Genomic DNA, 20,380 nt, shown 5'->3' on the forward strand with positions numbered 1-20,380 from the left:
GCCCGTCAGTTCAAGCCCGTCAGTTCAAGCCCGTCAGACCAAGCACGTCAGACCAAGCACGCCCGAGCAGAAGGCAAGACGCCCCCGCCGCTTTCGCGACGGGGGCGTCTCGTCATTTCAGGGCCTGAAAGCCCTCGACTCTCTGGTATGTCAGGCGACGCGAGGCCCACGCAGACGCGGTGACAGCGTCTCTCCTGCCCCGCAGGCCAGCACGATGGCCCCCAGGAAATACGGCCAGTCCTCTAGACTCAGGGCCGCCACGCCAAGCGCATCAATGAAGATCGCCACGATGCAGATCGGGCTGACATAGCGAATCATGAACAGCCAAATACGGTAGCCTCCCTCACTCAGATCCAGCTCATCGCGCAACATGCTGCTCTTGAAGACGAAGCCGGCCAGCAGCGCCATGGCGATGCCACCGATCGGCATCATCCAGCGCGAGGTCAGGTAATCCAGCCAGTCGAAGAAGTGCTTGCCGGCCAGGGTCCAGTCCGCGCCCAGATTGAAGGACAGCATCGCGAACATCGCGACCAGCCACAACACGCTTCCGGCAAGCCACGATGCCTTGGTGCGACTCATGTTGCGGTTCTCGCTCAGCCAGGCGACGGTGGCCTCGATCATCGAGATCGCGGACGTCAAGGCGGCAATGGAGAGCATGGCGAAGAACAGTACCCCGAACAACTGACCGAAGGGCATCTGGTTGAAGGCCACCGGCAGGCTCATGAAGATCAGCCCCGGACCGGAGGACGGGTCCATGCCATTGGCGAAGATGATCGGGAAGATCGCGAGTCCCGCCATCAGCGCCACCAGCGTATCGGCGATCGCGACCGTGAAGGTGGTGCGAGCGATGGAGGTCCCTGACGGCAGATAGGAGCCGTAGGTCAGGATGGCGCCGGAGGCCAGCGACAGGGTGAAGAAGGCATGCCCCAGCGCGGCCAGCACGCCCTCACTGCTCAATCGGGAGACATCGAAGTCGAACAGGAAGTGGAAGCCTGCCGAGAAGTTGCCGGAGGTCAGGGCGTAACCGATCATGATCAACAGCATGATCACCATGCCCGGCATCATCCAGCGCACGCTCTTCTCGACCCCCTCCTGCACGCCACGCCCGACGATCAGCATCGTCACTACCGTCACCAGCGTCGCCCAGCCACCCAGTGCCCAGGGATTGGCGTTGCCAGCCTCGAAGATACCGCCCAGCTCAGCGACGCCATGTCCGGACAGCGACCCGCTGGCCATCTTCCACAGGTAGCTGAAGGACCACCCCGCGACCACGACATAGAACGACAGGATCATGAAGCCGGCCAGCATCGCCATCCAACCGAAGACCTTCCACAGCGGGCTGGCCCCCGCTTCCCGGGCCAGGTTGGCGATCGCCTCGATGGGGCTGCCGCGACCACGACGCCCGAAGGCGATCTCCGCCATCATCACGGGTACGCCCACGGCGAGAATGCAGGCCAGATACACCAGCACGAAGGCGCCTCCGCCATATTCACCGGTGATATAGGGAAACTTCCAGATATTGCCCAGCCCTACCGCGGAACCGGTAGCTGCAAGGATGAACCCCCAGCGACTGATCCAGAGATTCTTGGGTTGCTGTCTTGCCGTCATGGAATACCTTACGAGTTATTGTTGTGAGCCAGTGGTGATCGACGCAACGCCTTGCCGTCTCGGGTGCTCACGTAGACCATTTTACTGATAAGAAGGATGTTCGTCCGCGATTCCTGTGGAAAATCCCCACAAGCACCTCGCAAAACGTCTGCGATAGCGCCATTACCAAGCGACGCCATCCACTCTACATCAGCCACTTCTAATTGGTAACATTTGAAACGACCATCAGAGCAGGCGCTTGGCAAGGGAAGTCCCTGCCGGGCGAGGATCAGTGCGGAAGCCGACATCGACGAGTCACTGGAGTAAGCTCATCCATGAGCGCATCTGAAAGCGCTAGCGGCAGAACCTCGGAATTCGCTGAGCTGACAGGTATCTCGCCCTCTCAAGCAGCGCAGACAAGGAGTCGTCATGCATCGTCAATTCGCGGTGATCGGACTGGGGTATTTCGGCAGTACCGTCGCGCGGGAGCTCAGGCGCCACGACCATGAAGTGCTCGGCGTGGATCTCGATGAGAAACGTCTCAATGCCATGGCGGACCTGCTCAATCAGGCCGTCATTGCCGACCCGACCGATGAGCATGCCCTGCGTGAGCTTGGCCTCGAACAGTTCGACGCCGTGTTGATCGATCTGGCTGACTCGATGGAGCAGAGCCTGATCTGCGCGCTGCTGGCCAAGGAACTCGGTGCCAGGGAACTGTGGGTCAAGGCGACCTCGGATGCGCATCACAAGCTGCTCAGCCGTCTGGGCGTGGACCACATCGTCCACCCGGAGTACGACCTGGGCGTGCGGGTGGCGGAAAGCCTCGCCTATCACGCCATGGTCGACTTCATCCACCTGGGCGATCACCAGTTCGTGGTCGAGCTGGAGGTCAGCGAGCGTCTGTGCGATGACTGCCAACAGCTCGATCAGCTCCCCATCGATGAGGACATCAGCGTGATCGCCTTGCGCAAGGGCGCGACACTCGATCGCAAGCCTTCCGGCAGTACACGGCTGTCCGCTGGCGATCATCTGGTACTGATCGGCGAACTGAGCGCGCTGCGCAAGCTGGGGGCGCATCTGTGAGGCAGCGCTACCGACGCTATCTTCGCCCCCTGACCCGTGGCCCACGTGGCCCCATCATCCACCTGTCGCCTCCGGAGATCCTGCTGGGCGGCTTTCTGGGACTCAGCATGCTGGGGGCCTGCCTGCTGAAACTGCCAGGCATGCATCAGGAGGGCCTCAGCTGGCTGTCGGCACTGTTTACCGCCACCTCGGCGGTGACCGTCACCGGGCTTTCCGTCACCCCGCTCAGCGAGTTCACCTTCGCCGGGCAGGCCGTCGTGCTGGTATTGATCCAGCTGGGCGGCCTCGGTTTCATGACCATCGCCGCCCTGTCACTGGTGATGCTGGGGCAACGACTGCCGATGCATCAGACCAGCCTGCTGCGTGAAGCGCTCAACCGCAGCAGCTCACGCGAGATCGGCCGACTGCTCAGGGTCATCACCGCCTTTGCGGTGACACTTGAACTGGGCGGCGCTCTGCTGCTGGCGCTCGAATGGGTGCCACGCCATGGTTGGGGACGCGGCATGTGGCTGAGCCTCTTCCACTCGGTCTCGGCCTTCAACAATGCCGGCTTCACCCTGTGGCCGGACAGCCTGTTGCGCGAATCCCGCAACCCACTGGTCGCAAGCGTCATCAGCCTGCTCTTCATGACGGGTGGCATCGGCTTTGCCGTGATCGGCGAACTGCGCGAGCGCAGGCGTGAGCATGGGTGGCGCGTGCTGCTGCACCCCTCACGCTTCTCCGTACAGACACGCCTGGTGCTGGAAGCCACCATCGCACTCAACCTGTTGAGCCTGGTGGTGATACTGGCGCTTGAATGGGGCAACCCCGATACCCTGGCAGGCATGCGTGATCATGGCGAACGCTTCATCTCGGCAGCCTTCATGGCAGTGACGCCCCGTACCGCCGGCTTCAGCATGTTCGATACCTCCGCGATGACACAGGCCTCGACCCTCTGGACCATGGCGATGATGTTCATCGGTGGCGGGAGTGGCTCGACGGCCAGTGGCATCAAGATCACCACCTTCGTGGTGCTGCTGCTGACCACTCGCGCCTTCCTGCGCCAGAGACACTCACCGACCCTGCATGGCCGCCGTATCGGAGACGAGACTGTCTTCAAGGCCATCGCCGTGGCCTTGGCCGGCATGCTGTTGATCTTCAGCATGCTGTTCGGGCTGACCATCACCGACCCCGACCACGACTTCCGATCATTGGCCTTCGAGACGGTCTCGGCGTTCGGCACCGTGGGACTGAGCCTGGGGGTGACGCCGGAGCTTTCCGCTCCCGGACAGTGGTTGATCATCATCACCATGTTGCTGGGACGCACCGGCCCGCTGGCACTGGGTTACCTGCTGGCGACCCGCAGCCGTCCCGGCGTCAGCTATGCACGCACCGAACTCTCCATCGGCTAGGCAGCACGACTTGCCTGACGCACTTTCTCTCGCCCTGAACGACGAAAGCCCCGATGCAGGGCATCGGGGCTTTTCACTCGAACGACAGGAGCGGCGAAGCTGTCAATGGCTCAACGGCAACGGCTTCGACCAGCGACCTCAGTGATCATCGTCATCATGATGATCATCGTGGTCGTCATGCTCCTCAAGGCGCTGATGGGTATGGCCTTCGCCATCGTACTCATCCACCCGAGCCTTGAGTTTCTGGCCAGGACGGAAGGTCACCACGCGACGCGCGGAGATCGGAATCTCCTCGCCTGTCTTGGGATTGCGCCCCGGACGCTCGCGTTTGTCACGCAGATCGAAGTTGCCGAAACCGGACAGCTTCACCTGTTCGTTCTCACGCAGGCAGCCACGAATCTCATCGAAGAAGACTTCGACCATCGACTTGGCTTCGCGCTTGGACATGCCAAGCTCTGCATGGAGATGCTCGGCGAGTTCCGCCTTGGTCAACGCTCCCATGTCCGCTCCCTCGTTCAAGTGGCGACTCATGCTCTCAGCGCCGCCCCGAAACGTGTGTGGCCATCGGCGACGATCGCATCGACTAACTGATTGATTTCCTCATCATTCAGCGTGCGCGAAGGATGCTGCCAGGTCAAGCCCAGAGCGAGCGACTTGTGACCATCGGCTACCCCCTGGCCCTGATAGACGTCAAACAGGCGCAGATCCGTCAGCCATTCCCCGGCTTGCGAGCGGATGGCGTCGAGCAGCGACTGCACGTGCACGCCCTCTTCGACCACGAAGGCCAGGTCACGACGCACTTCCGGATACTTGGAGAGCGGTGCGAAGCGCGGCAGACGGCCCGCACAGGCAGCGGCCAGCGTGATCTCGAACACGAACACCTCGACCTTCAGGCCGAGTTCGGCACGCGCCGCCGGGTGCAAAGCCCCCATCCAGCCTGCCGGCTCGCCGTTGTAGAACAGCTGAGCGGACTGACCCGGATGAAGCGCCGGATGCTCGGCAGCCTCGAAACGCCAGGCATCCAGGTTGCCGCCCAGTGCCAGCAGTGCCTCGACATCGCCCTTGAGATCGAAGAAATCGACCTTGTCACGACCGCCATTCCAGCCTTCCGGCAGACGTGCACCGGTGATCAGGCCACCGATCATCGGTGTCTGCTCGAGGGAGTCCAGCTCACCACGGAACACAAGCCCGGTCTCGAACAGGCGCACGCGCGACTGCTGACGATTGAGGTTGTGACTCAGTGCCTTGACCAGCCCCGGCAGCAGCGAGCTGCGCATCACGGCCATGTCGCTGGAAATCGGGTTGGCCAGTGCCGGCGCCACCCCTTGCGGGTCCAGCGTCTTCTGCAGCTCGGGGGCGACGAAGCTGTAGCTGATCGCTTCCTGATAGCCCCGCGCCACCAGCTGACGACGCAGGCTGGTCAGCGGCTGGGTGGTCTCATTGGCCACGGCCGGTGCCAGGCGCGCGTTCGGGCGGCTGACCGGCAGATTGTTGTAGCCGTGGATGCGCGCCAGCTCCTCGATCAGGTCAGCCTCGATGCTGACATCGAAACGCCAGCTCGGCACCGTCACCTGCCACTGGCTCTCGCCATCGGCCACGACCTGCATGCCCAGACGCTCGAGAATCTCGACGATCTCGGCATCCGGCAATGCCATGCCCAGCGTGCGCTCGACACTGGCGCCGCTCAGGCTGACGACGGCGGCCTTGGGCAGCGCTGCGTCGCTTGCGACCTCGATGATCGGGCCCGGCTTGCCACCGGTGATCTCGAGCAGCAGAGCCGTCGCCCGCTCGATGGCATCACGCTGCAGCTGCGCGTCCACACCCCGCTCGAAACGATGCGAGCTGTCGGTGTGCAGGCCATAGCTGCGCGCCTTGCCAGCCACGCTCAACGGCGCGAAGAAGGCCGACTCGAAGAAGATGTCGCGCGTCTCGCCGTTCACGCCACTGCCTTCGCCGCCCATCACGCCAGCGATGGCCAGCGGGCCCTTCTCGTCGGCGATGACCAGGGTGTCGTCACGTAGCGCGACTTCCTGACCGTCGAGCAGCGTCAGCGGCTCTTCAGCGGCCGCCATGCGCACCTCGATGCCACCGTTCAGGCGCGCCAGATCGAAGGCGTGCATCGGCTGACCGAGCTCCAGCAGCACGTAGTTGGTGACGTCGACGACGGGGTCGATGCTGCGGATACCACTGCGGCGCAGACGCTCTTCAAGCCACAGCGGAGAGGTCGCGGCGACATTGACGTCACGCACGACACGTCCCAGATAGCGCGGGCAGGCCTCTGGCGCGCTGACGGTGACAGGGAAGGTGTCATTGATCTGGGCGGCGACCGGCGCGATGCTCGGCGCCGTGACGGCGAGACGGTTGAGCACGCCGACTTCGCGCGCCAGCCCCTTGACGCTCAGGCAGTCGCCACGGTTCGGGGTCAGATCGACCTCGATGGCATTGTCATCAAGATTCAGGAATTCGCGGGCATCACGGCCCACCGGCGCGTCCGCGGCCAGCACCATGATGCCGTCGGAGGCTTCCGCCTCCAGCCCCAGCTCGGAGGCACCGCAGATCATGCCGCGGGATTCGACACCGCGCAGCTTGGCCTTGCGAATCTTGAAGTCACCCGGAAGCTTCGCGCCGACCTGGGCGAAGAGCACCTTCTGACCGGCGGCGACATTCGGCGCGCCACACACGACCTGCACCAGCTCACCACTGCCATCATCCACCTGACAGACGTTGAGGCGATCAGCCTCAGGATGCGGTTGCTTGTCCTTGACCTCGGCCACGACCACACCGGTGAACTCACCGGCGACGGGCTCGATACCATCGACTTCCAGGCCGGCCATGGTGACCTGATCGGCCAGCTGCTGGGTGTTCAGTTCCGGCGACACCCACTCACGCAGCCACTGTTCGGAAAATTTCATCTTGCTGTCCTGTTCCGTAAGTTCACGCCCTCACGGCGCGATACGTGAATGAGTGCCTAGCTGAACTGGCGAAGGAAACGCAGGTCGTTCTCGAAGAACAACCGCAGGTCATTGACGCCATAACGCAGCATCGCCAGACGCTCCGCGCCCATGCCGAAGGCGAAGCCGCGGAAGCGTTCGCTATCGATACCGGAGTGACGGAAGACTTCCGGATGCACCATGCCGCAGCCCATCACCTCGAGCCAGCCGGTGTGGGAGCAGACACGACAGCCGTCACCGGCACACATCACGCACTGGATGTCGACTTCGGCAGACGGCTCGGTGAACGGGAAGTAGGACGGACGGAAACGGACTTCCAGATCATCGCGCTCGAAGAAGGCATGCAGGAACTCTTCGACGGTGCCCTTGAGGTCAGCGAAGCTGACGTTCTCATCTACCAGCAGCCCCTCGACCTGATGGAACATCGGGGTATGGGTCAGGTCAGAGTCGCAGCGATAGACACGCCCCGGGCAGACGATGCGCAGCGGCGGTTCACTGGCCTTCATGCTGCGCACCTGCACCGGCGAGGTATGCGTACGCAGCAGACGCGTGGCGTCGAAGTAGAACGTATCGTGCATCGCACGCGCCGGGTGATGCGACGGGATGTTCAGCGCTTCGAAGTTGTGGTGGTCATCTTCGATCTCCGGGCCTTCGGCAACCCCGTAGCCGATGTGCGCGAAGAAGCTCTCGATGCGCTCAAGCGTGCGCGTCACCGGGTGCAGGCCACCCACTGGCTCGCCGCGTCCCGGCAAGGTGACGTCGACGCGTTCAGCAGCCAGTCGTGCATTGAGCGCTGCCGTTTCCAGCGCGGTACGACGCGCTTCCAGCTCGCCGTTCAGCAGCTGCTTGGCTTCGTTGATGGTCTCACCGGCCTTGGGACGCTCTTCGGGGGACAGTTTGCCCAACCCCTTGAGCAGCGCGGTGATCTCGCCCTTCTTGCCCAGAAAGCGTACCCGCACCTCATCGAGGGTCTGGACGTCTCCGGCCGCCTGGATCGCGGTGCGTGCTTCGTCCACCAGGGTGGAAAGATGTTCCATCCGTTCAGCTCCGATCGCTTGAGTCATCGACGTGGTAGAGCCCACGTCAATGGAAGTCGCGCCGACCCGAGGGTCGGCAGGGAGAACGCTCCGTCCGCGGTGAGTCACACAGACGGTCGCGCCCTTGCCAGAGACCGGCCCACAACGCGGCCAATCCCGTTCATGTCACTGCTGACCCACCGCCGATTCTCTGACGGCAGGCCAAACAAAAACAGGGGAAGAGCGGCTGCTCTTCCCCTGTGACGTAACACGTCATCTCGATGCCACCTGAGCTGTCCAATGCAAGCATTCGACAGTCGCGCCTCGACTCACCACTCGCGTGGCTGGCCGGTGCCGGGCGACATCTGATCCGGTCACTTACTGAGCAGCCTTGGCCTTCTCGACGATGGCAGCAAAGGCAGCTTTTTCGTGAACCGCGATATCGGCGAGGACCTTGCGGTCGATCTCGATATTGGCCTTCTTCAGGCCAGCGATGAAGCGGCTGTAAGACATGCCATTGATGCGGGCCGCAGCGTTGATACGCGCGATCCACAGGGCACGGAACTGACGCTTGCGGACACGACGGTCACGGTAAGCGTACTGGCCGGCCTTGATGACAGCCTGCTTGGCTACGCGGAAGACGCGTGAACGCGCTCCGTAGTAACCCTTGGCCTGCTTCATGATCTTCTTGTGACGGCGACGTGCGACGACGCCACGCTTGACGCGGGACATAGCGTACTCCTGATATTAAGAAAGTTGGACCGAGGTAAGGACGGCTTACAGGTTCGGCAGCATGCGCTGGATCAGCGCCTTGTCTGCAGCGTGAACCTGCTTCATGCCACGCAGCTGACGCTTACGCTTGGTCGACTTCTTGGTCAGGATGTGGCTACGGAAGGACTGCTTGTGCTTGAAGCCGTTGGCAGTCTTCTTGAAGCGCTTGGCAGCGCCGCGGTTAGTCTTGATCTTCGGCATGAGTATTAACTCCGCTCGGTTTCTTGAGAAAATCCAAGGCCGACAAAAAGAGCCACGCCCGCAAGCGTGACCCTGATGTGTCCGTTCTACTGCCTGTGGATCACTTCTTTTTCGGCGCGAGAATCATGATCATCTGACGGCCTTCCATCTTCGGGAAGGACTCGACTGTCACGAGTTCACCGAGGTCGCCGGCGATACGTTCCATCAGCTTGCGGCCGATGTCCTGATGCGCCATTTCACGACCACGGAAGCGCAAGGTAACCTTGCCCTTGTCTCCGCCTTCGATGAAGCGAGTCAGGTTACGCAGCTTGACCTGATAATCACCTTCATCGGTACCAGGACGGAATTTGACTTCCTTGACCTGGATTTGCTTCTGCTTCTTCTTCTGAAGATTCTTCTGTTTCTTCTCATCGAAAAGAAACTTGCCGTAATCCATGATCTTGCAGACGATGGGATCGGCATTGGAAATCTGGACGAGGTCGAGCCCTGCCTCTTCGGCCTTGGTGAGCGCTTCTTTCGTCGGCACTACGCCGACCTGCTCTCCATCTGCGTCGATGAGGCGGACTTCGTCCGCACGAATACGGTCATTGATGGGAGCCCGCTTTTCCTGGGGGCGTCCGCGCTGATTATTCCGCTTGATCGTTGCGTCTCCGTTTGGCTGAAATTCGTTACTGTCAGACCTGTTCTTCCTTCAGGCGTTCCATGAATTCTGAAACTTTCATGGTGCCGAGGTCTTCACCGGAACGGGTTCTGACAGCTACTGCATCAGCTTCCACTTCCTTGTCGCCGACGACGATGAGGTAAGGAACCTTCTGCAGAGTATGCTCACGGATTTTAAAGCCGATCTTCTCGTTCCTCAAGTCTGCTTTGACACGGATGTCATGTTTCTCGAGGCGAGAGACCAGATCCTTGGCATATTCTGCCTGGGAATCCGTGATGTTCATCACGACAATCTGCTCCGGGGCGAGCCAGAAAGGCATCGCGCCAGCGTGGTGCTCGATCAGTATGCCGAGGAAGCGCTCGAAGGAGCCGAGAATCGCACGGTGCAACATGACCGGAGTGCGACGCTCACCGCTTTCATCGACGAACTGGGCACTGAGACGCTCAGGCAGATTGAAGTCGAGCTGTAGCGTACCACATTGCCAGACACGATTCAGGCAATCTCGCAGGGAGAATTCAATCTTTGGTCCATAGAAGGCGCCTTCGCCCGGCTGAAGCTCCCACGGCAGGCCGGTCGCATCCAGTGCCGCCTGCAGGCCAGCCTCGGCCTTGTCCCAGGCTTCCGGCTCACCGATGAACGACTCGGGGCGTGTCGAGAGCTTGAGCTCGACATCCTCGAAGCCGAACTGACGATAGACTTCCAGCGTCAGTCGGATGAAGTCTTCCGCCTCGGACTGCACCTGATCATCGGTACAGAAGATGTGAGCATCGTCCTGAGTGAAACCACGCACACGCATCAGGCCGTGCAGAGAGCCTGAAGGCTCGTTGCGATGACAGGAGCCGAACTCGGCCAGACGCAGCGGCAGGTCGCGGTAGCTCTTGAGCCCCTGATTGAAGACCTGGACGTGGCACGGGCAGTTCATCGGCTTGACGGCGTACTCGCGCTTCTCGGACTCGGTGGTGAACATCAGCTCGTTGTAATGCCCCCAGTGCCCGGACTTCTTCCAGAGCGAAAGATCGACGACCTGAGGCGTCTTGATCTCCTGATAGCCGTTGGCTCGCTGGATCCGGCGCATGTACTGCTCGAGCACCTGATACATGGTCCAGCCATTCGGGTGCCAGAACACCATGCCCGGTGCCTCTTCCTGCATGTGGAAGAGATCCAGCTTCTTGGCCAGCTTGCGGTGGTCGCGCTTCTCGGCTTCCTCGAGACGCTTGAGGTAGGCCTTGAGCTGCTTCTTGTCCGGCCAGGCGGTGCCATAGATACGCGTAAGCATCGGCTTGGTGGAATCACCACGCCAGTAGGCACCTGCCAGCTTGAGCAGCTGGAAGTGCTTCAGGTGACGCGTGTTCGGCACGTGCGGACCACGGCACATGTCGGTGTATTCTTCATGGTGATACAGGCGGATGGTATCGCCCTCACCAATGCCTTCGATGATTTCCTGCTTGTACGGCTCTTCACGCTTCTCGAAAGCGGCCATGGCCTCGTCACGCGAGACGTACTCGCGGACCACGTCGTACTCGCTGTCGATCAGCTGCTTCATGCGCTTCTCGATGGACTCGAGGTCTTCCGGCGTCACGGAGCGACCGAAATCGATGTCGTAATAGAAACCGTCATCGATGACCGGACCGATGGCCATCTTGGCATCCGGATAGAGCTGCTTGACGGCATGACCGATCAAGTGGGCGCAGGAGTGACGGATCACGTCCAGGCCTTCGGCATCACGGGCCGTGAGAATGGCGACGTCAGCATCTTCAGTGATCATGTCGGCGGCATCGACTTCGACGCCGTTGATCTTGCCGGCGACACACGCCTTGGCAAGGCCGGGACCGATGGATTCGGCCAGCTGCATCACGGAAATCGGAGTATCGAAGGTACGCTGGCTGCCGTCAGGCAGGGTAACGATAGGCATGAAGGAATCCTTGCATTCAGTGGTGGCCCTTACCAAGGGTCACGTGAAGCGAATTTAGCCGAGCGCCTGGGGCGTCGGCTCGATGGGGTGGTACGGATCATGGACGGAACGGTTGCCGTCCCCGGCCTACGATGCCAGGGGAAGCTGCCGTGATGGCGCAGAGCGCTGACGCGCCGGCCACACATCACGGACGCACGGACCGATGGCCCATGATCGAGACAAGACCTTAGCAGCCCACTCAAATAGCGTAAAGACACACCCATGAGCTGGTACATGATCCTGAAGGGGGGAAACGCAGACGGGGCGCCCGAAGGCGCCCCGTCTGATTCAGCTTACCGCGATGGGCTTACTTGACTTCAGCAAGCTCGACGCGACGGTTTTCAGCACGACCTGCAGCGGTGTCGTTACTGGCAACCGGCTGCTCTTCACCGTAACCCATGGTTTCCATGCGGTTGGAACCGACACCTTCAGAGGCCAGGTACGCCTTGACGGAGTCAGCACGCTTCTGGGAGAGCTGCTTGTTGTAGGAGTCAGAACCCACGGAATCAGTGTGACCTTCGATACGGACACGAACGTTCTCGTTGGACACCAGCTTGGCAGCCACACCGTTCAGCACTTGCTCAGCGCCGGAGGTCAGCTTGGCGGAGTCGAACTCGAAGTTCACGTCGCGCAGCACGAGGTCAGCGACACAGCCCAGGGCGTTGACCTTGGCACCTGCCGGAGTGTTCGGGCACTGGTCCTGGTAGTCCGGCACGCCGTCACCATCGGAATCCAGCGGGCAGCCTTTCGCGTCAACAGTGACGCCGGCCGGGGTACCCGGGCACTGGTCCTTGTAGTCAGCAACGCCGTCACCGTCGGTGTCCAGCGGGCAGCCTTTCGCATCGACTGCGACGCCTGCCGGAGTACCCGGGCATTCGTCACGATCGTTCGGCACGCCATCGCCGTCGTCGTCCATGGACTTCGGAGCGTCGTCAGCACACAGCAGTGCACCGGCAGTCGCGCCGCCCACGGCACCCAGAGAAGCGCCGGTGTCTTCGTCGCTGTCGCCAGAGACGCCGTAACCAATCCCCCCACCGATCAGGCCACCGGCCAGACCGCAGACGAACGGCTGGCTGTACCACGGCTTCTCAGCGGATGAGGACTGGGAAGCAGAGCTTGCACAGCCAGACAGGCCAACAACCAATGCAGACCCCAGAACCAGGCCAGTCGTAGATCTTTTCATGTAAGACTCCTTCTTTACACAGCGCTATTTGTAACGGGGTGTTACGCAGCGGCTCCGAGTATAAGAGCCGAACTCGTTACGGTGAAAGGAATTTTATATACCTCATCCCTTTAGAAGAAAGCACATCTGAGTGCGTCCTTCCAGCTCTGATCGGGTCTGTTTCCCTTGAAAACGGTACCGATCCTCATGCATACGTTGAAGGAAAACAGTGTTTTTTGCAACGTCGAAAAACTTTGACACTACCTGTATCATTTAAGAGACGCTGTAAAAGTCACGATTCATGCACCGTTCAGGTGGTGACGCACCAGTCCCTCGAAGAGCGCGACACCCGGCAAGATCAGGTCATCCGGGAAATCATAGCGGGGATGATGGAGTCCCGGGAGCGCTTCACCGGCCCCCAGCGTGAACATGGCGGCATGGCATTCTCGCCCCAGCACTCCGAAATCTTCCGACCAGCGATGTGCCTGATCCAGCTCATGACAGGGCTGCTCCACCTGCGCCGCCACGCGACGAATCACCGCGTTCGCCTCAGCCGAATTCCAGGTCGCCTCAAAGGCATCGCACCAGTCCACCTCGATGCCGAGATGGTCCTCTTCCGCCTCACTGCGAGCCAATGAGACCGCCGCCTCGGCGAGGGCCTTCATCATGTCGTTGCTTTCCGTGCGCAGGGTCGCCATCACCTCGACATCCCCCGGCGCGGTGCCGAAGGCGACCTCCCCAAGCCGCGCGTGCACCAGAGTGACCATGGCAAGCCCCGTCTCGTCCGCGAACTGCAGCGGCAGACGAGAGAGTCCCTGCATGATGCGACACATGGCCATGGCGGGACTGCGCCCATTCTCGGGATGGGCTGCGTGGGCGCACAGTCCGGAAAGCCGCACGATCATGCCCCGCGAGGCACAGGTGAAGGCGTCATCACGGACGCTGACCTCTCCCAGCGGCCGCCCCGGCAGATTGTGGCAGGCATAGAGGAAATCCGGCTTGATGGTCTCGAAGGCCTTGGTGCGTACCACCGCACGCGCACCCTCTCCCGTCTCCTCGGCGGGCTGGAACAGCAATACCACCTCGCCCCTGGCTACCGGGCGCCTGGCCAGGCGCTGCGCCACTCCCAGCAGCCACGTCATGTGCCCATCGTGACCACAGAGATGGCCGACATGCTGGTGACAGGATGACCAGTCTCCCCGTGGCACCTCATCGATGGGCAACGCATCGAGCTCACAACGCAACATGACCCGCGGGCCGGGCGCGGCGCCGCGGAAGATGGCCGCCAGACCATGCCCCCCCAATCCCGTGACCACCTCGGCGCCTGCCTCTTCCATCCAGCCGGCGATCAGGGCCGAGGTAGCTTCCTCCTGCCCGGACAGCTCCGGTGCCCGATGCAGCGCATGACGCAGCTCGATCAGTTCAGTTCCCAGCAGCGGGAGCGTATTGTTCATGCCAGCCTCTCAATGGCCTGATACCACCCGAATTCACACGATGCCTTGCGGCTCGTGACCCGCGGGTCCGAAGCGAATGCTCTCCCCGCCCGTGCGCAGCACCCGATGCCGCTATAGCGCCTGACCCAGATCCGTCGGTGCCACGGGCCGTTCACGTCCCAGGTACTCGCGATACCACACCGGCATGCTTTCCAGCACGCATTGCGCTGCCTGCTGAAGAGGCTTGGCCATCTCTTCCTCGACGGCGATGCGCTCCTTGTCCTCTGCCAGCCGCTCACGCGGGCTCAGTGCCTTGCGTGCCGAGTGGGTATGCAGGTGGGACACTCGCCCGTGCAGGGTGCCAAAGGCCCCCAGGACGTCATCCTCTGCCAGCGAGGTATCCAGTATCTCGATCAACACCTTGCAGCGCAGCCCCCCTTCCACGAGGTCCACCTGGCCGGCCTGCATGGCACGGGCAATCGCTTCAAGACTCTCCAGGCAATTGGCGCGTGCACGCGTCAACTCCTCTGCACGCAACGCCTCGCGCTTCCTCACCTCACGGCGCAACTTGAGCGCATACGCCGTCAGACCGGCGATGATGATGAGTGCAATGACGATCAGAATGATGCTGGTACTCAGGGACATGCGATTCTCCTGCCGAAATCAAGTGACGAGTATAGGGACTGCGGACGGGACACCCAAGGCGGCGCGATGCCCCAGGGACCCCCGCGCGATGCCTGACAGAAAAAAAGCCCCGTATCCAGCGGAATACAGGGCTTTCTGATCAGCAGGTGATTCGCTCAGCGCCCCGCCATCAATGCCTCGAAACTGGCCTTGAGCTTGAGGTTCTGGGCCTGATGGGAGTAGCCCGTGGCAAGTGCGGCCAGGGTTCTGCTCAGCGCATCGGAGTCGCTCTCCAGCAGATGGGTACAGCGCTCGGCCCACTGCGTCGGGCTGGATTGCGCGGCCATCACCAGCGAGGGGTGATCGTCGAGCAACTCGGCCGAGCCGACACGCGCATTGAGCAGTACCGGCGTACCACAGGCCATGGCTTCCAGCGCGACACGTCCGAATTCCTCGATATGTGCCGGCAGAACGAACAGGTCCAGCGCACCATAGAGCGTTTCGACCTCGGCGATGGTCGAACGCCAGATCATGCGCTCAGCCACGCCGGCCACCTGCGCCTGCTGCTGGTAGGGCGCAGCATCATCCTTGCCCACCACCAGAAAACGATAGCGTCCGGGGCTGGCCTGCTCCATCAGCGCGGCCATGGCGACGAATCCGGCCACATTGCGCTTGGTGAAGTTCCCTGAGGTCACCAGCCCGATCAACTGCTCTTCCCCACTGACGCCAAGCGCCTCACGCTGGGCTTCACGGCCGGCACGTGCACGCTCGGGCGTGAACTGCACCGGGTCATAGCCCGGGTAGCTGATCTCGATCTTGTCCGGCGAGATCGCGTAGCGCTCGACGAGATCATCGCCCATCATGCGCGAATTGACCGCCACCTGACGGAACTTGCCACCATTGAGCACGTGATCATGGATCGCGGCCACTTCATGATTCTCAGGCAGATCACGGCCATGGATGCACTGTGACGCCAGATGCACGCAGTTGTGCAGATAGACGGTATCCGGGCTCTCGCAATCCCCATGGCTGACCAGCAGGTCCGGCGTGTGGCGACGGGCCCATGCCTGAACCCGACGATTGAACCAGAAGCGCCGATAGGCCCCCTTGAACGGCCAGCGCCACAGACGCACCAGCTCCGCGCCATGCTCCCGCGCCAGCTCAGGCTTGCCACGTTCGGCGAGAATCACCACGCGATACCCCAGCGCGGTCAGGGCGTCCGCCTGCTCGAAGGCGTTGCGACTGGCACCGGTGCTCTTCTCGACCTGACGAATGGCAATCGCGGCCAGCTTTTCTGACCTCGCGAGACCCGCGCTCACGAGGCCTCCGGGGCTTGATGCATGGAATCACCACGGCCGACCGCGTAATACATCAGGCCGGCAGACTTCATGGCGGACGGCTCGAAGAGGTTGCGGCCATCCACCACCACCGGGAAGGCCAGCTGCTGCTTCAACCACTCGCCATCCAGCGTGCGGAATTCCTTCCACTCGGTGCACACCACCAGCGCATCCGCACCCTTGACCGCCTGGATGCGATCCGCGACCAGCACCAGGTCATCGCGCTCACCGTAGATACGACGGCATTCCTTCATCGCTTCCGGGTCATAGGCCTGCACCTTGGCACCCGCCGCCCACAGCGCTTCCATCAGCGTGCGGCTCGGCGCATCGCGCATGTCATCGGTGTTCGGCTTGAAGGCCAGCCCCCAGACGGCGATGGTCTTGCCGGCGAGATCGCCATCGAAGGCGCGTGACAGCTTCTCGAACAGCGTGACCTTCTGACGCTTGTTGACGGATTCCACCGCGGTGAGCAGCTCGGCCTCATAGCCTACCTGACTGGCGGTACGTGCCAGTGCCTGGACATCCTTCGGGAAGCAGGAGCCACCGTAGCCACAGCCCGGGTAGATGAAGTGGTAGCCGATGCGCGGATCACTGCCGATCCCGCGACGCACTTCCTCGATATCCGCCCCGAGACGCTCGGCCAGATTGGAGATCTCGTTCATGAAGCTGATCTTGGTGGCCAGCATCGCGTTGGCGGCGTACTTGGTCAGCTCGGCGGCACGCACATCCATGAACATCAGCTTTTCATGGTTGCGATTGTAGGGGGCGTAGCATTCGCGCATGCGCTCGCGCACCGCCTCGGAATCGGTGCCGACCACGATGCGGGCACCGCGCGTGAAGTCCTCCAGCGCCGCGCCCTCCTTGAGGAATTCCGGGTTGGAGCAGACATCGAACGCAACACTCACGCCGCGGTGCTTGAGCACCTCTGCCACCCGGGCATGCACGCGATCCGCAGTGCCCACCGGCACGGTGGACTTGTCGATGATGACCTTGTAGTCATCCATGTGCTCACCGATGGTGCCCGCCACGGCCAGCACGTACTTGAGATCGGCACTGCCGTCTTCATCCGGCGGCGTGCCCACGGCGATGAACTGCAGCACGCCGTGCGCGACGGCCTCGCGGGCGTCGGTGGTGAAGTTGAGACGCCCTGCCTCCACGTTGCGCGTCACCATGCTCTCGAGTCCCGGCTCGAAGATGGGGATCTCACCCTGCTTGAGGCGCTCGATCTTGGCGGCGTCCACGTCCATGCAGATCACGTCATGGCCAACATCCGCCAGACAGGTGCCGGTGACCAGACCTACGTAACCTGTTCCGAAGACAGTGATTTTCATGTCAGTCCTTGGGTGTCTCTGAGGGTAGTGAAGGGGGTGACAGGGTGATCGGCGCGGAGGTTTCCCTCGCCGTCACGCCAGAAGATTGTGCACGAGCGGATGACGCGCCATCCGAAGCGCTGTCGAGCAAGCCATCCGGACTTTCCAGCAGACGCGTCGTGGCCTCCACGGCCTCTTCCAGTTCTTCGGCACCGGGGGCCAGCGGCCGGGCAAGAAAGTCCGACGGCAGATCCTCGAAGAAGTTCAGACGCCCCAGTTGATCCAGCACTGGATGGCGCTCGCGCGGCTGATAGCAGGCCGACCAGGGTGACAGACATGGCTTGTCCCCCGAGAAGTGGATTCCCATCCAGTCACTGGCCAGATAGGGAAGATCAAAACTGGCGAACGGCTGACGGGCATGCTCGCGCAGATGCACCATCTCACGCTCGGGATTGGGACCACGCCCCGCCTGCCACAGCCACAGGGGAATGCGATAAGGCGCCTGGCTGGGGCGATCACCGCCATGCACGTAGGCATCGCTGAGCGGATCATGCTCAAGACCATGATCGGAAAGGTAGAGCACGCCGGCGTGGCGACCCTCGAGACGTTGGAAGACGCCCTCCAGCACCTGGTCCGTGAAGCGGATGCTGTCGTCATAGGCATCGGTCAGCGGCGAGGTACTGTCCGGTGTCAGGAAGTAACGCAGCGAGTCGGGGTACTGCAGGCTGGCCGGCGGATGGCTGCCGTACAGATGCAGCACGATCAGTCGCGGCCCTTTGACCTTGCGCGCCAGTGCCTCATCGAGTGCATCCAGCAGTCCGTCGTCGTACTCCGTCATGATGGTTCTGGCGACGTCGGCACGCTGGGCGATGGCGGTGATCCAGGTGCGCTCGGAGGTGATATCGAGCCCCTGACGCGACAGCCACTCCGTATGCATGCCGGCCTGATTGGCCAGTGAAATCAGGTTGGCATCCAGATAGCGCGGCGAGAAGGTGCGCGGGTCCATCAGACTGGAAAGCATCGGCACCGCCAGCACCGTCTGCGGCGCCGGCGCGATGGCCTGATCAAAGACCACCAGCTGATCACGACGGGCGTCGAGATTGGGCGTGGTCGGACGCGAATACCCGTAGAGCGACAGCTGATCACGCCGCTGGGACTCACCGATCACCAGCACGAAGACCGCATCATCCGGCACTTCAGGGCTGAGCGTGACCTTGCCGAAATCGTAGTCATCCGCCATCAGTGCCTTGAAACGCTCCTTTTCCCACCAGGCATGTGAGGTGGTGGCCAGGTTCCAGCCCGGCGATACCGACAGCGTGGTGATGGCCAGCGGCACGCTGGCACGCCCCCACTGCCAGCTACCAGCCAGCAGCATCAGCATCCAGAGCACGAAGGCGATTCCGCTGCGCCCCCCCAGCCGGGCGCGAGCCAACCCCGCCCCATGGCGATTGGCCAGTGACAGGGCCAGCAGGAAGAACCCCAGCGGCACGATGAGTGCCAGCGGGAACTTGAACAGCATCGCCATCGACTCGCTGCGACTGGTATCCAGCGAACTCAGCGCGAAGGCCAGGCCATAGCGCGAATCGTAATAGACGGCGCTGACCACACTGGCCGAGAGATTGACGCCCAGTGCGGCCATCAGGCCAAGTGCCGGCCAGCGCCAGCGTGGGCGATGGGCTGCCGCCAGCAGACACGGCCACAGCAGCAGGTTGCCGATAAGGATCAGACCACCCTCGAGCAGCCCGTGGTAGATCAATGGCACCAGACTGGCCAGCGATGACAGCAGCACGGCGCTGATCAGCCCACCGGCGACACCGCCATCGGCGCGTCTGGCAAAGAGAGCACGCCCCGCGCGGCGCAGCATGCCTTTGCCACCACCGGCCCCGGGCCGCTCATTGTCATGGGTTTCACGCATCATGAGTCATCTCGCTCAGGCGCAAGCGTCAGCACTCCAGCACCTGGCGCCAGCGACCGTCAGACTGGCCACAGGCAATGAAGAAAGGATTTCTGAGGGTGTCACGCGCGTTGTAACGCAGGACATCAGGCTGACCATCGGTCAGGCTCTGCGCATCGAAGACACACCCGCCCGCCGCTTCCAGCACGGCCTGCGCCGCGGCGGTGTCCCACTCGCAGGTCGGGGCATAGCGCGGGTAGAGATCCGCGTCGCCTTCGGCGATACGACAGAATTTCAGCGAACTGCCGCAGCTGACGGTCTCGACCGGCGTCAGACGCTCGATCAGCGCCGCCGTCTGCGCATCGAGATGCGACTTGCTGGCCACGACTCTCAACACCTCGGGCTCCGGGCTGACGCGAATGGCCGTTCGTCCATTGGCGTCCTCGCGAAACGCGCCCACGCCATCAAGCCCGCTCCAGGTCGCCCTGAGCACCGGCGCATCCACCACGCCCAGCACGCTGCGCGTCCCCTGGATCAAGGCGACATTGACGGTGTATTCGCCACTGCCGTTGACGAACTCGCGGGTGCCATCCAGCGGGTCCACCAGCCAGAAGGTCTGCCAGTCACGGCGCGCCACGATATCCGCCTTGTCGCTTTCCTCGGAGAGCACCGGAATCTGCGGCGTCAGGCGGGCCAGCCCCTCCACCAGCACACGGTGTGCCGCAAGATCCGCGGCCGTCACCGGACTGTCATCGGCCTTGGCGCGTGTCTCGAGATCGCCGCCCTGCGCAACGGCGAGTATCGCCTGCCCCGCTTCACGGCAGAGCGTCTCGATGGCCGTCAGAAGTTCAAGATCAGGGGTGACATCAGACTGATTCATGGAAGTCTCGCAGATAATTCAAGGGAGTCAGCACGCGGCTTTCAGCTCGGGGCCATCATACGCAAAAGCGGCCGCGGATTCTGCCCACGGCCGCTTCCAGGAAGCCATTGATGACGGGGTGCGAGCTC

The 20,380-nt window shown here is 62.3% G+C and carries 17 protein-coding genes; 2 read left to right on the forward strand and 15 right to left on the reverse strand.

What is annotated here, in order from left to right; all coding sequences use genetic code 11:
- Nucleotides 1–150 precede the first annotated feature (150 nt).
- The gene (locus QD172_RS06455; protein ID WP_077374627.1) at nt 151–1,608 is read right to left on the reverse strand and encodes a sodium-dependent transporter; all 1,458 of its coding nucleotides are present in this window, start codon (nt 1,606–1,608) and stop codon (nt 151–153) included.
- A 408-nt stretch (nt 1,609–2,016) separates the two neighbouring features.
- Between QD172_RS06455 and QD172_RS06460 the strand changes: the two genes are divergently transcribed.
- Nucleotides 2,017–2,670 (forward strand): TrkA family potassium uptake protein, encoded by a 654-nt coding sequence (locus QD172_RS06460; protein WP_084208131.1) that lies wholly within the window; start codon nt 2,017–2,019, stop codon nt 2,668–2,670.
- On the forward strand, nt 2,667–4,061 hold the full coding sequence (locus tag QD172_RS06465; protein WP_240704230.1) for a TrkH family potassium uptake protein: 1,395 nt from the start codon (nt 2,667–2,669) through the stop codon (nt 4,059–4,061). The genes QD172_RS06460 and QD172_RS06465 overlap by 4 nt, the downstream gene beginning before the upstream one ends.
- A gap of 138 nt (nt 4,062–4,199) precedes the next feature.
- On the opposite strand, the gene ihfA is transcribed toward QD172_RS06465, so the two are convergent.
- From ihfA to cysQ, 14 genes are all read right to left on the reverse strand, one after another.
- Nucleotides 4,200–4,562: an integration host factor subunit alpha gene (gene ihfA, locus QD172_RS06470; protein ID WP_103751403.1), complete on the reverse strand. Its 363-nt coding sequence runs from the start codon at nt 4,560–4,562 to the stop codon at nt 4,200–4,202.
- A 26-nt stretch (nt 4,563–4,588) separates the two neighbouring features.
- Nucleotides 4,589–6,973 carry a phenylalanine--tRNA ligase subunit beta gene (gene pheT / locus QD172_RS06475; protein WP_279855299.1) on the reverse strand — a complete coding sequence of 795 codons (2,385 nt, stop codon included), beginning with the start codon at nt 6,971–6,973 and terminating at the stop codon, nt 4,589–4,591.
- 56 nt (nt 6,974–7,029) lie between these two features.
- Entirely contained in the window at nt 7,030–8,049 is a 1,020-nt protein-coding gene (gene pheS, locus QD172_RS06480) for a phenylalanine--tRNA ligase subunit alpha (protein ID WP_176493407.1), read from the reverse strand.
- A 357-nt stretch (nt 8,050–8,406) separates the two neighbouring features.
- Nucleotides 8,407–8,760 (reverse strand): 50S ribosomal protein L20, encoded by a 354-nt coding sequence (gene rplT / locus QD172_RS06485; RefSeq protein ID WP_043335644.1) that lies wholly within the window; start codon nt 8,758–8,760, stop codon nt 8,407–8,409.
- Nucleotides 8,761–8,805: 45 nt separating this feature from the next.
- Complete coding sequence (rpmI, locus tag QD172_RS06490) at nt 8,806–9,000, reverse strand: 50S ribosomal protein L35 (protein ID WP_043335648.1); 195 nt, start codon at nt 8,998–9,000, stop codon at nt 8,806–8,808.
- Nucleotides 9,001–9,100: 100 nt separating this feature from the next.
- Entirely contained in the window at nt 9,101–9,640 is a 540-nt protein-coding gene (gene infC / locus QD172_RS06495; protein WP_077374638.1) for a translation initiation factor IF-3, read from the reverse strand.
- 34 nt (nt 9,641–9,674) lie between these two features.
- The gene (thrS, locus tag QD172_RS06500) at nt 9,675–11,573 is read right to left on the reverse strand and encodes a threonine--tRNA ligase (RefSeq protein WP_084208127.1); all 1,899 of its coding nucleotides are present in this window, start codon (nt 11,571–11,573) and stop codon (nt 9,675–9,677) included.
- Nucleotides 11,574–11,919: 346 nt separating this feature from the next.
- On the reverse strand, nt 11,920–12,795 hold the full coding sequence (locus QD172_RS06505) for an OmpA family protein (RefSeq protein ID WP_065392602.1): 876 nt from the start codon (nt 12,793–12,795) through the stop codon (nt 11,920–11,922).
- A gap of 278 nt (nt 12,796–13,073) precedes the next feature.
- Nucleotides 13,074–14,228, reverse strand: coding sequence for an amidohydrolase (locus QD172_RS06510; protein WP_279855300.1), 1,155 nt, complete (start codon nt 14,226–14,228; stop codon nt 13,074–13,076).
- 111 nt (nt 14,229–14,339) lie between these two features.
- Entirely contained in the window at nt 14,340–14,852 is a 513-nt protein-coding gene (locus tag QD172_RS06515) for a DUF2489 domain-containing protein (RefSeq protein WP_077374644.1), read from the reverse strand.
- A gap of 155 nt (nt 14,853–15,007) precedes the next feature.
- On the reverse strand, nt 15,008–16,150 hold the full coding sequence (locus QD172_RS06520; RefSeq protein ID WP_077374646.1) for a glycosyltransferase family 4 protein: 1,143 nt from the start codon (nt 16,148–16,150) through the stop codon (nt 15,008–15,010).
- Entirely contained in the window at nt 16,147–17,499 is a 1,353-nt protein-coding gene (locus QD172_RS06525; protein WP_077374648.1) for a UDP-glucose/GDP-mannose dehydrogenase family protein, read from the reverse strand. Before QD172_RS06525 ends, QD172_RS06520 begins: the two co-directional genes overlap by 4 nt.
- A 1-nt stretch (nt 17,500) precedes the next feature.
- Nucleotides 17,501–19,396: a phosphoethanolamine transferase gene (locus QD172_RS06530; RefSeq protein WP_271302243.1), complete on the reverse strand. Its 1,896-nt coding sequence runs from the start codon at nt 19,394–19,396 to the stop codon at nt 17,501–17,503.
- A gap of 25 nt (nt 19,397–19,421) precedes the next feature.
- Nucleotides 19,422–20,252: a 3'(2'),5'-bisphosphate nucleotidase CysQ gene (cysQ, locus tag QD172_RS06535; protein ID WP_077374657.1), complete on the reverse strand. Its 831-nt coding sequence runs from the start codon at nt 20,250–20,252 to the stop codon at nt 19,422–19,424.
- Nucleotides 20,253–20,380: the final 128 nt, after the last annotated feature.

Origin of the sequence: Cobetia sp. 10Alg 146, assembly GCF_029846385.1 — a bacterium.
GTDB lineage: Bacteria > Pseudomonadota > Gammaproteobacteria > Pseudomonadales > Halomonadaceae > Cobetia > Cobetia marina.

Excerpts from the sequence above, each read along its gene's own strand:
- QD172_RS06525 (WP_077374648.1), bottom strand. The coding sequence starts at position 17,499 with ATGAAAATCACTGTCTTCGGAACAGGTTACGTAGGTCTGGTCACCGGC.
- cysQ (WP_077374657.1), bottom strand. The coding sequence starts at position 20,252 with ATGAATCAGTCTGATGTCACCCCTGATCTTGAACTTCTGACGGCCATC.
- QD172_RS06530 (WP_271302243.1), bottom strand. The coding sequence starts at position 19,396 with ATGATGCGTGAAACCCATGACAATGAGCGGCCCGGGGCCGGTGGTGGC.
- pheS (WP_176493407.1), bottom strand. The coding sequence starts at position 8,049 with ATGGAACATCTTTCCACCCTGGTGGACGAAGCACGCACCGCGATCCAG.
- rpmI (WP_043335648.1), bottom strand. The coding sequence starts at position 9,000 with ATGCCGAAGATCAAGACTAACCGCGGCGCTGCCAAGCGCTTCAAGAAG.
- rplT (WP_043335644.1), bottom strand. The coding sequence starts at position 8,760 with ATGTCCCGCGTCAAGCGTGGCGTCGTCGCACGTCGCCGTCACAAGAAG.
- thrS (WP_084208127.1), bottom strand. The coding sequence starts at position 11,573 with ATGCCTATCGTTACCCTGCCTGACGGCAGCCAGCGTACCTTCGATACT.
- QD172_RS06455 (WP_077374627.1), bottom strand. The coding sequence starts at position 1,608 with ATGACGGCAAGACAGCAACCCAAGAATCTCTGGATCAGTCGCTGGGGG.
- pheT (WP_279855299.1), bottom strand. The coding sequence starts at position 6,973 with ATGAAATTTTCCGAACAGTGGCTGCGTGAGTGGGTGTCGCCGGAACTG.
- ihfA (WP_103751403.1), bottom strand. The coding sequence starts at position 4,562 with ATGGGAGCGTTGACCAAGGCGGAACTCGCCGAGCATCTCCATGCAGAG.
- QD172_RS06515 (WP_077374644.1), bottom strand. The coding sequence starts at position 14,852 with ATGTCCCTGAGTACCAGCATCATTCTGATCGTCATTGCACTCATCATC.
- QD172_RS06460 (WP_084208131.1), top strand. The coding sequence starts at position 2,017 with ATGCATCGTCAATTCGCGGTGATCGGACTGGGGTATTTCGGCAGTACC.
- QD172_RS06510 (WP_279855300.1), bottom strand. The coding sequence starts at position 14,228 with ATGAACAATACGCTCCCGCTGCTGGGAACTGAACTGATCGAGCTGCGT.
- QD172_RS06505 (WP_065392602.1), bottom strand. The coding sequence starts at position 12,795 with ATGAAAAGATCTACGACTGGCCTGGTTCTGGGGTCTGCATTGGTTGTT.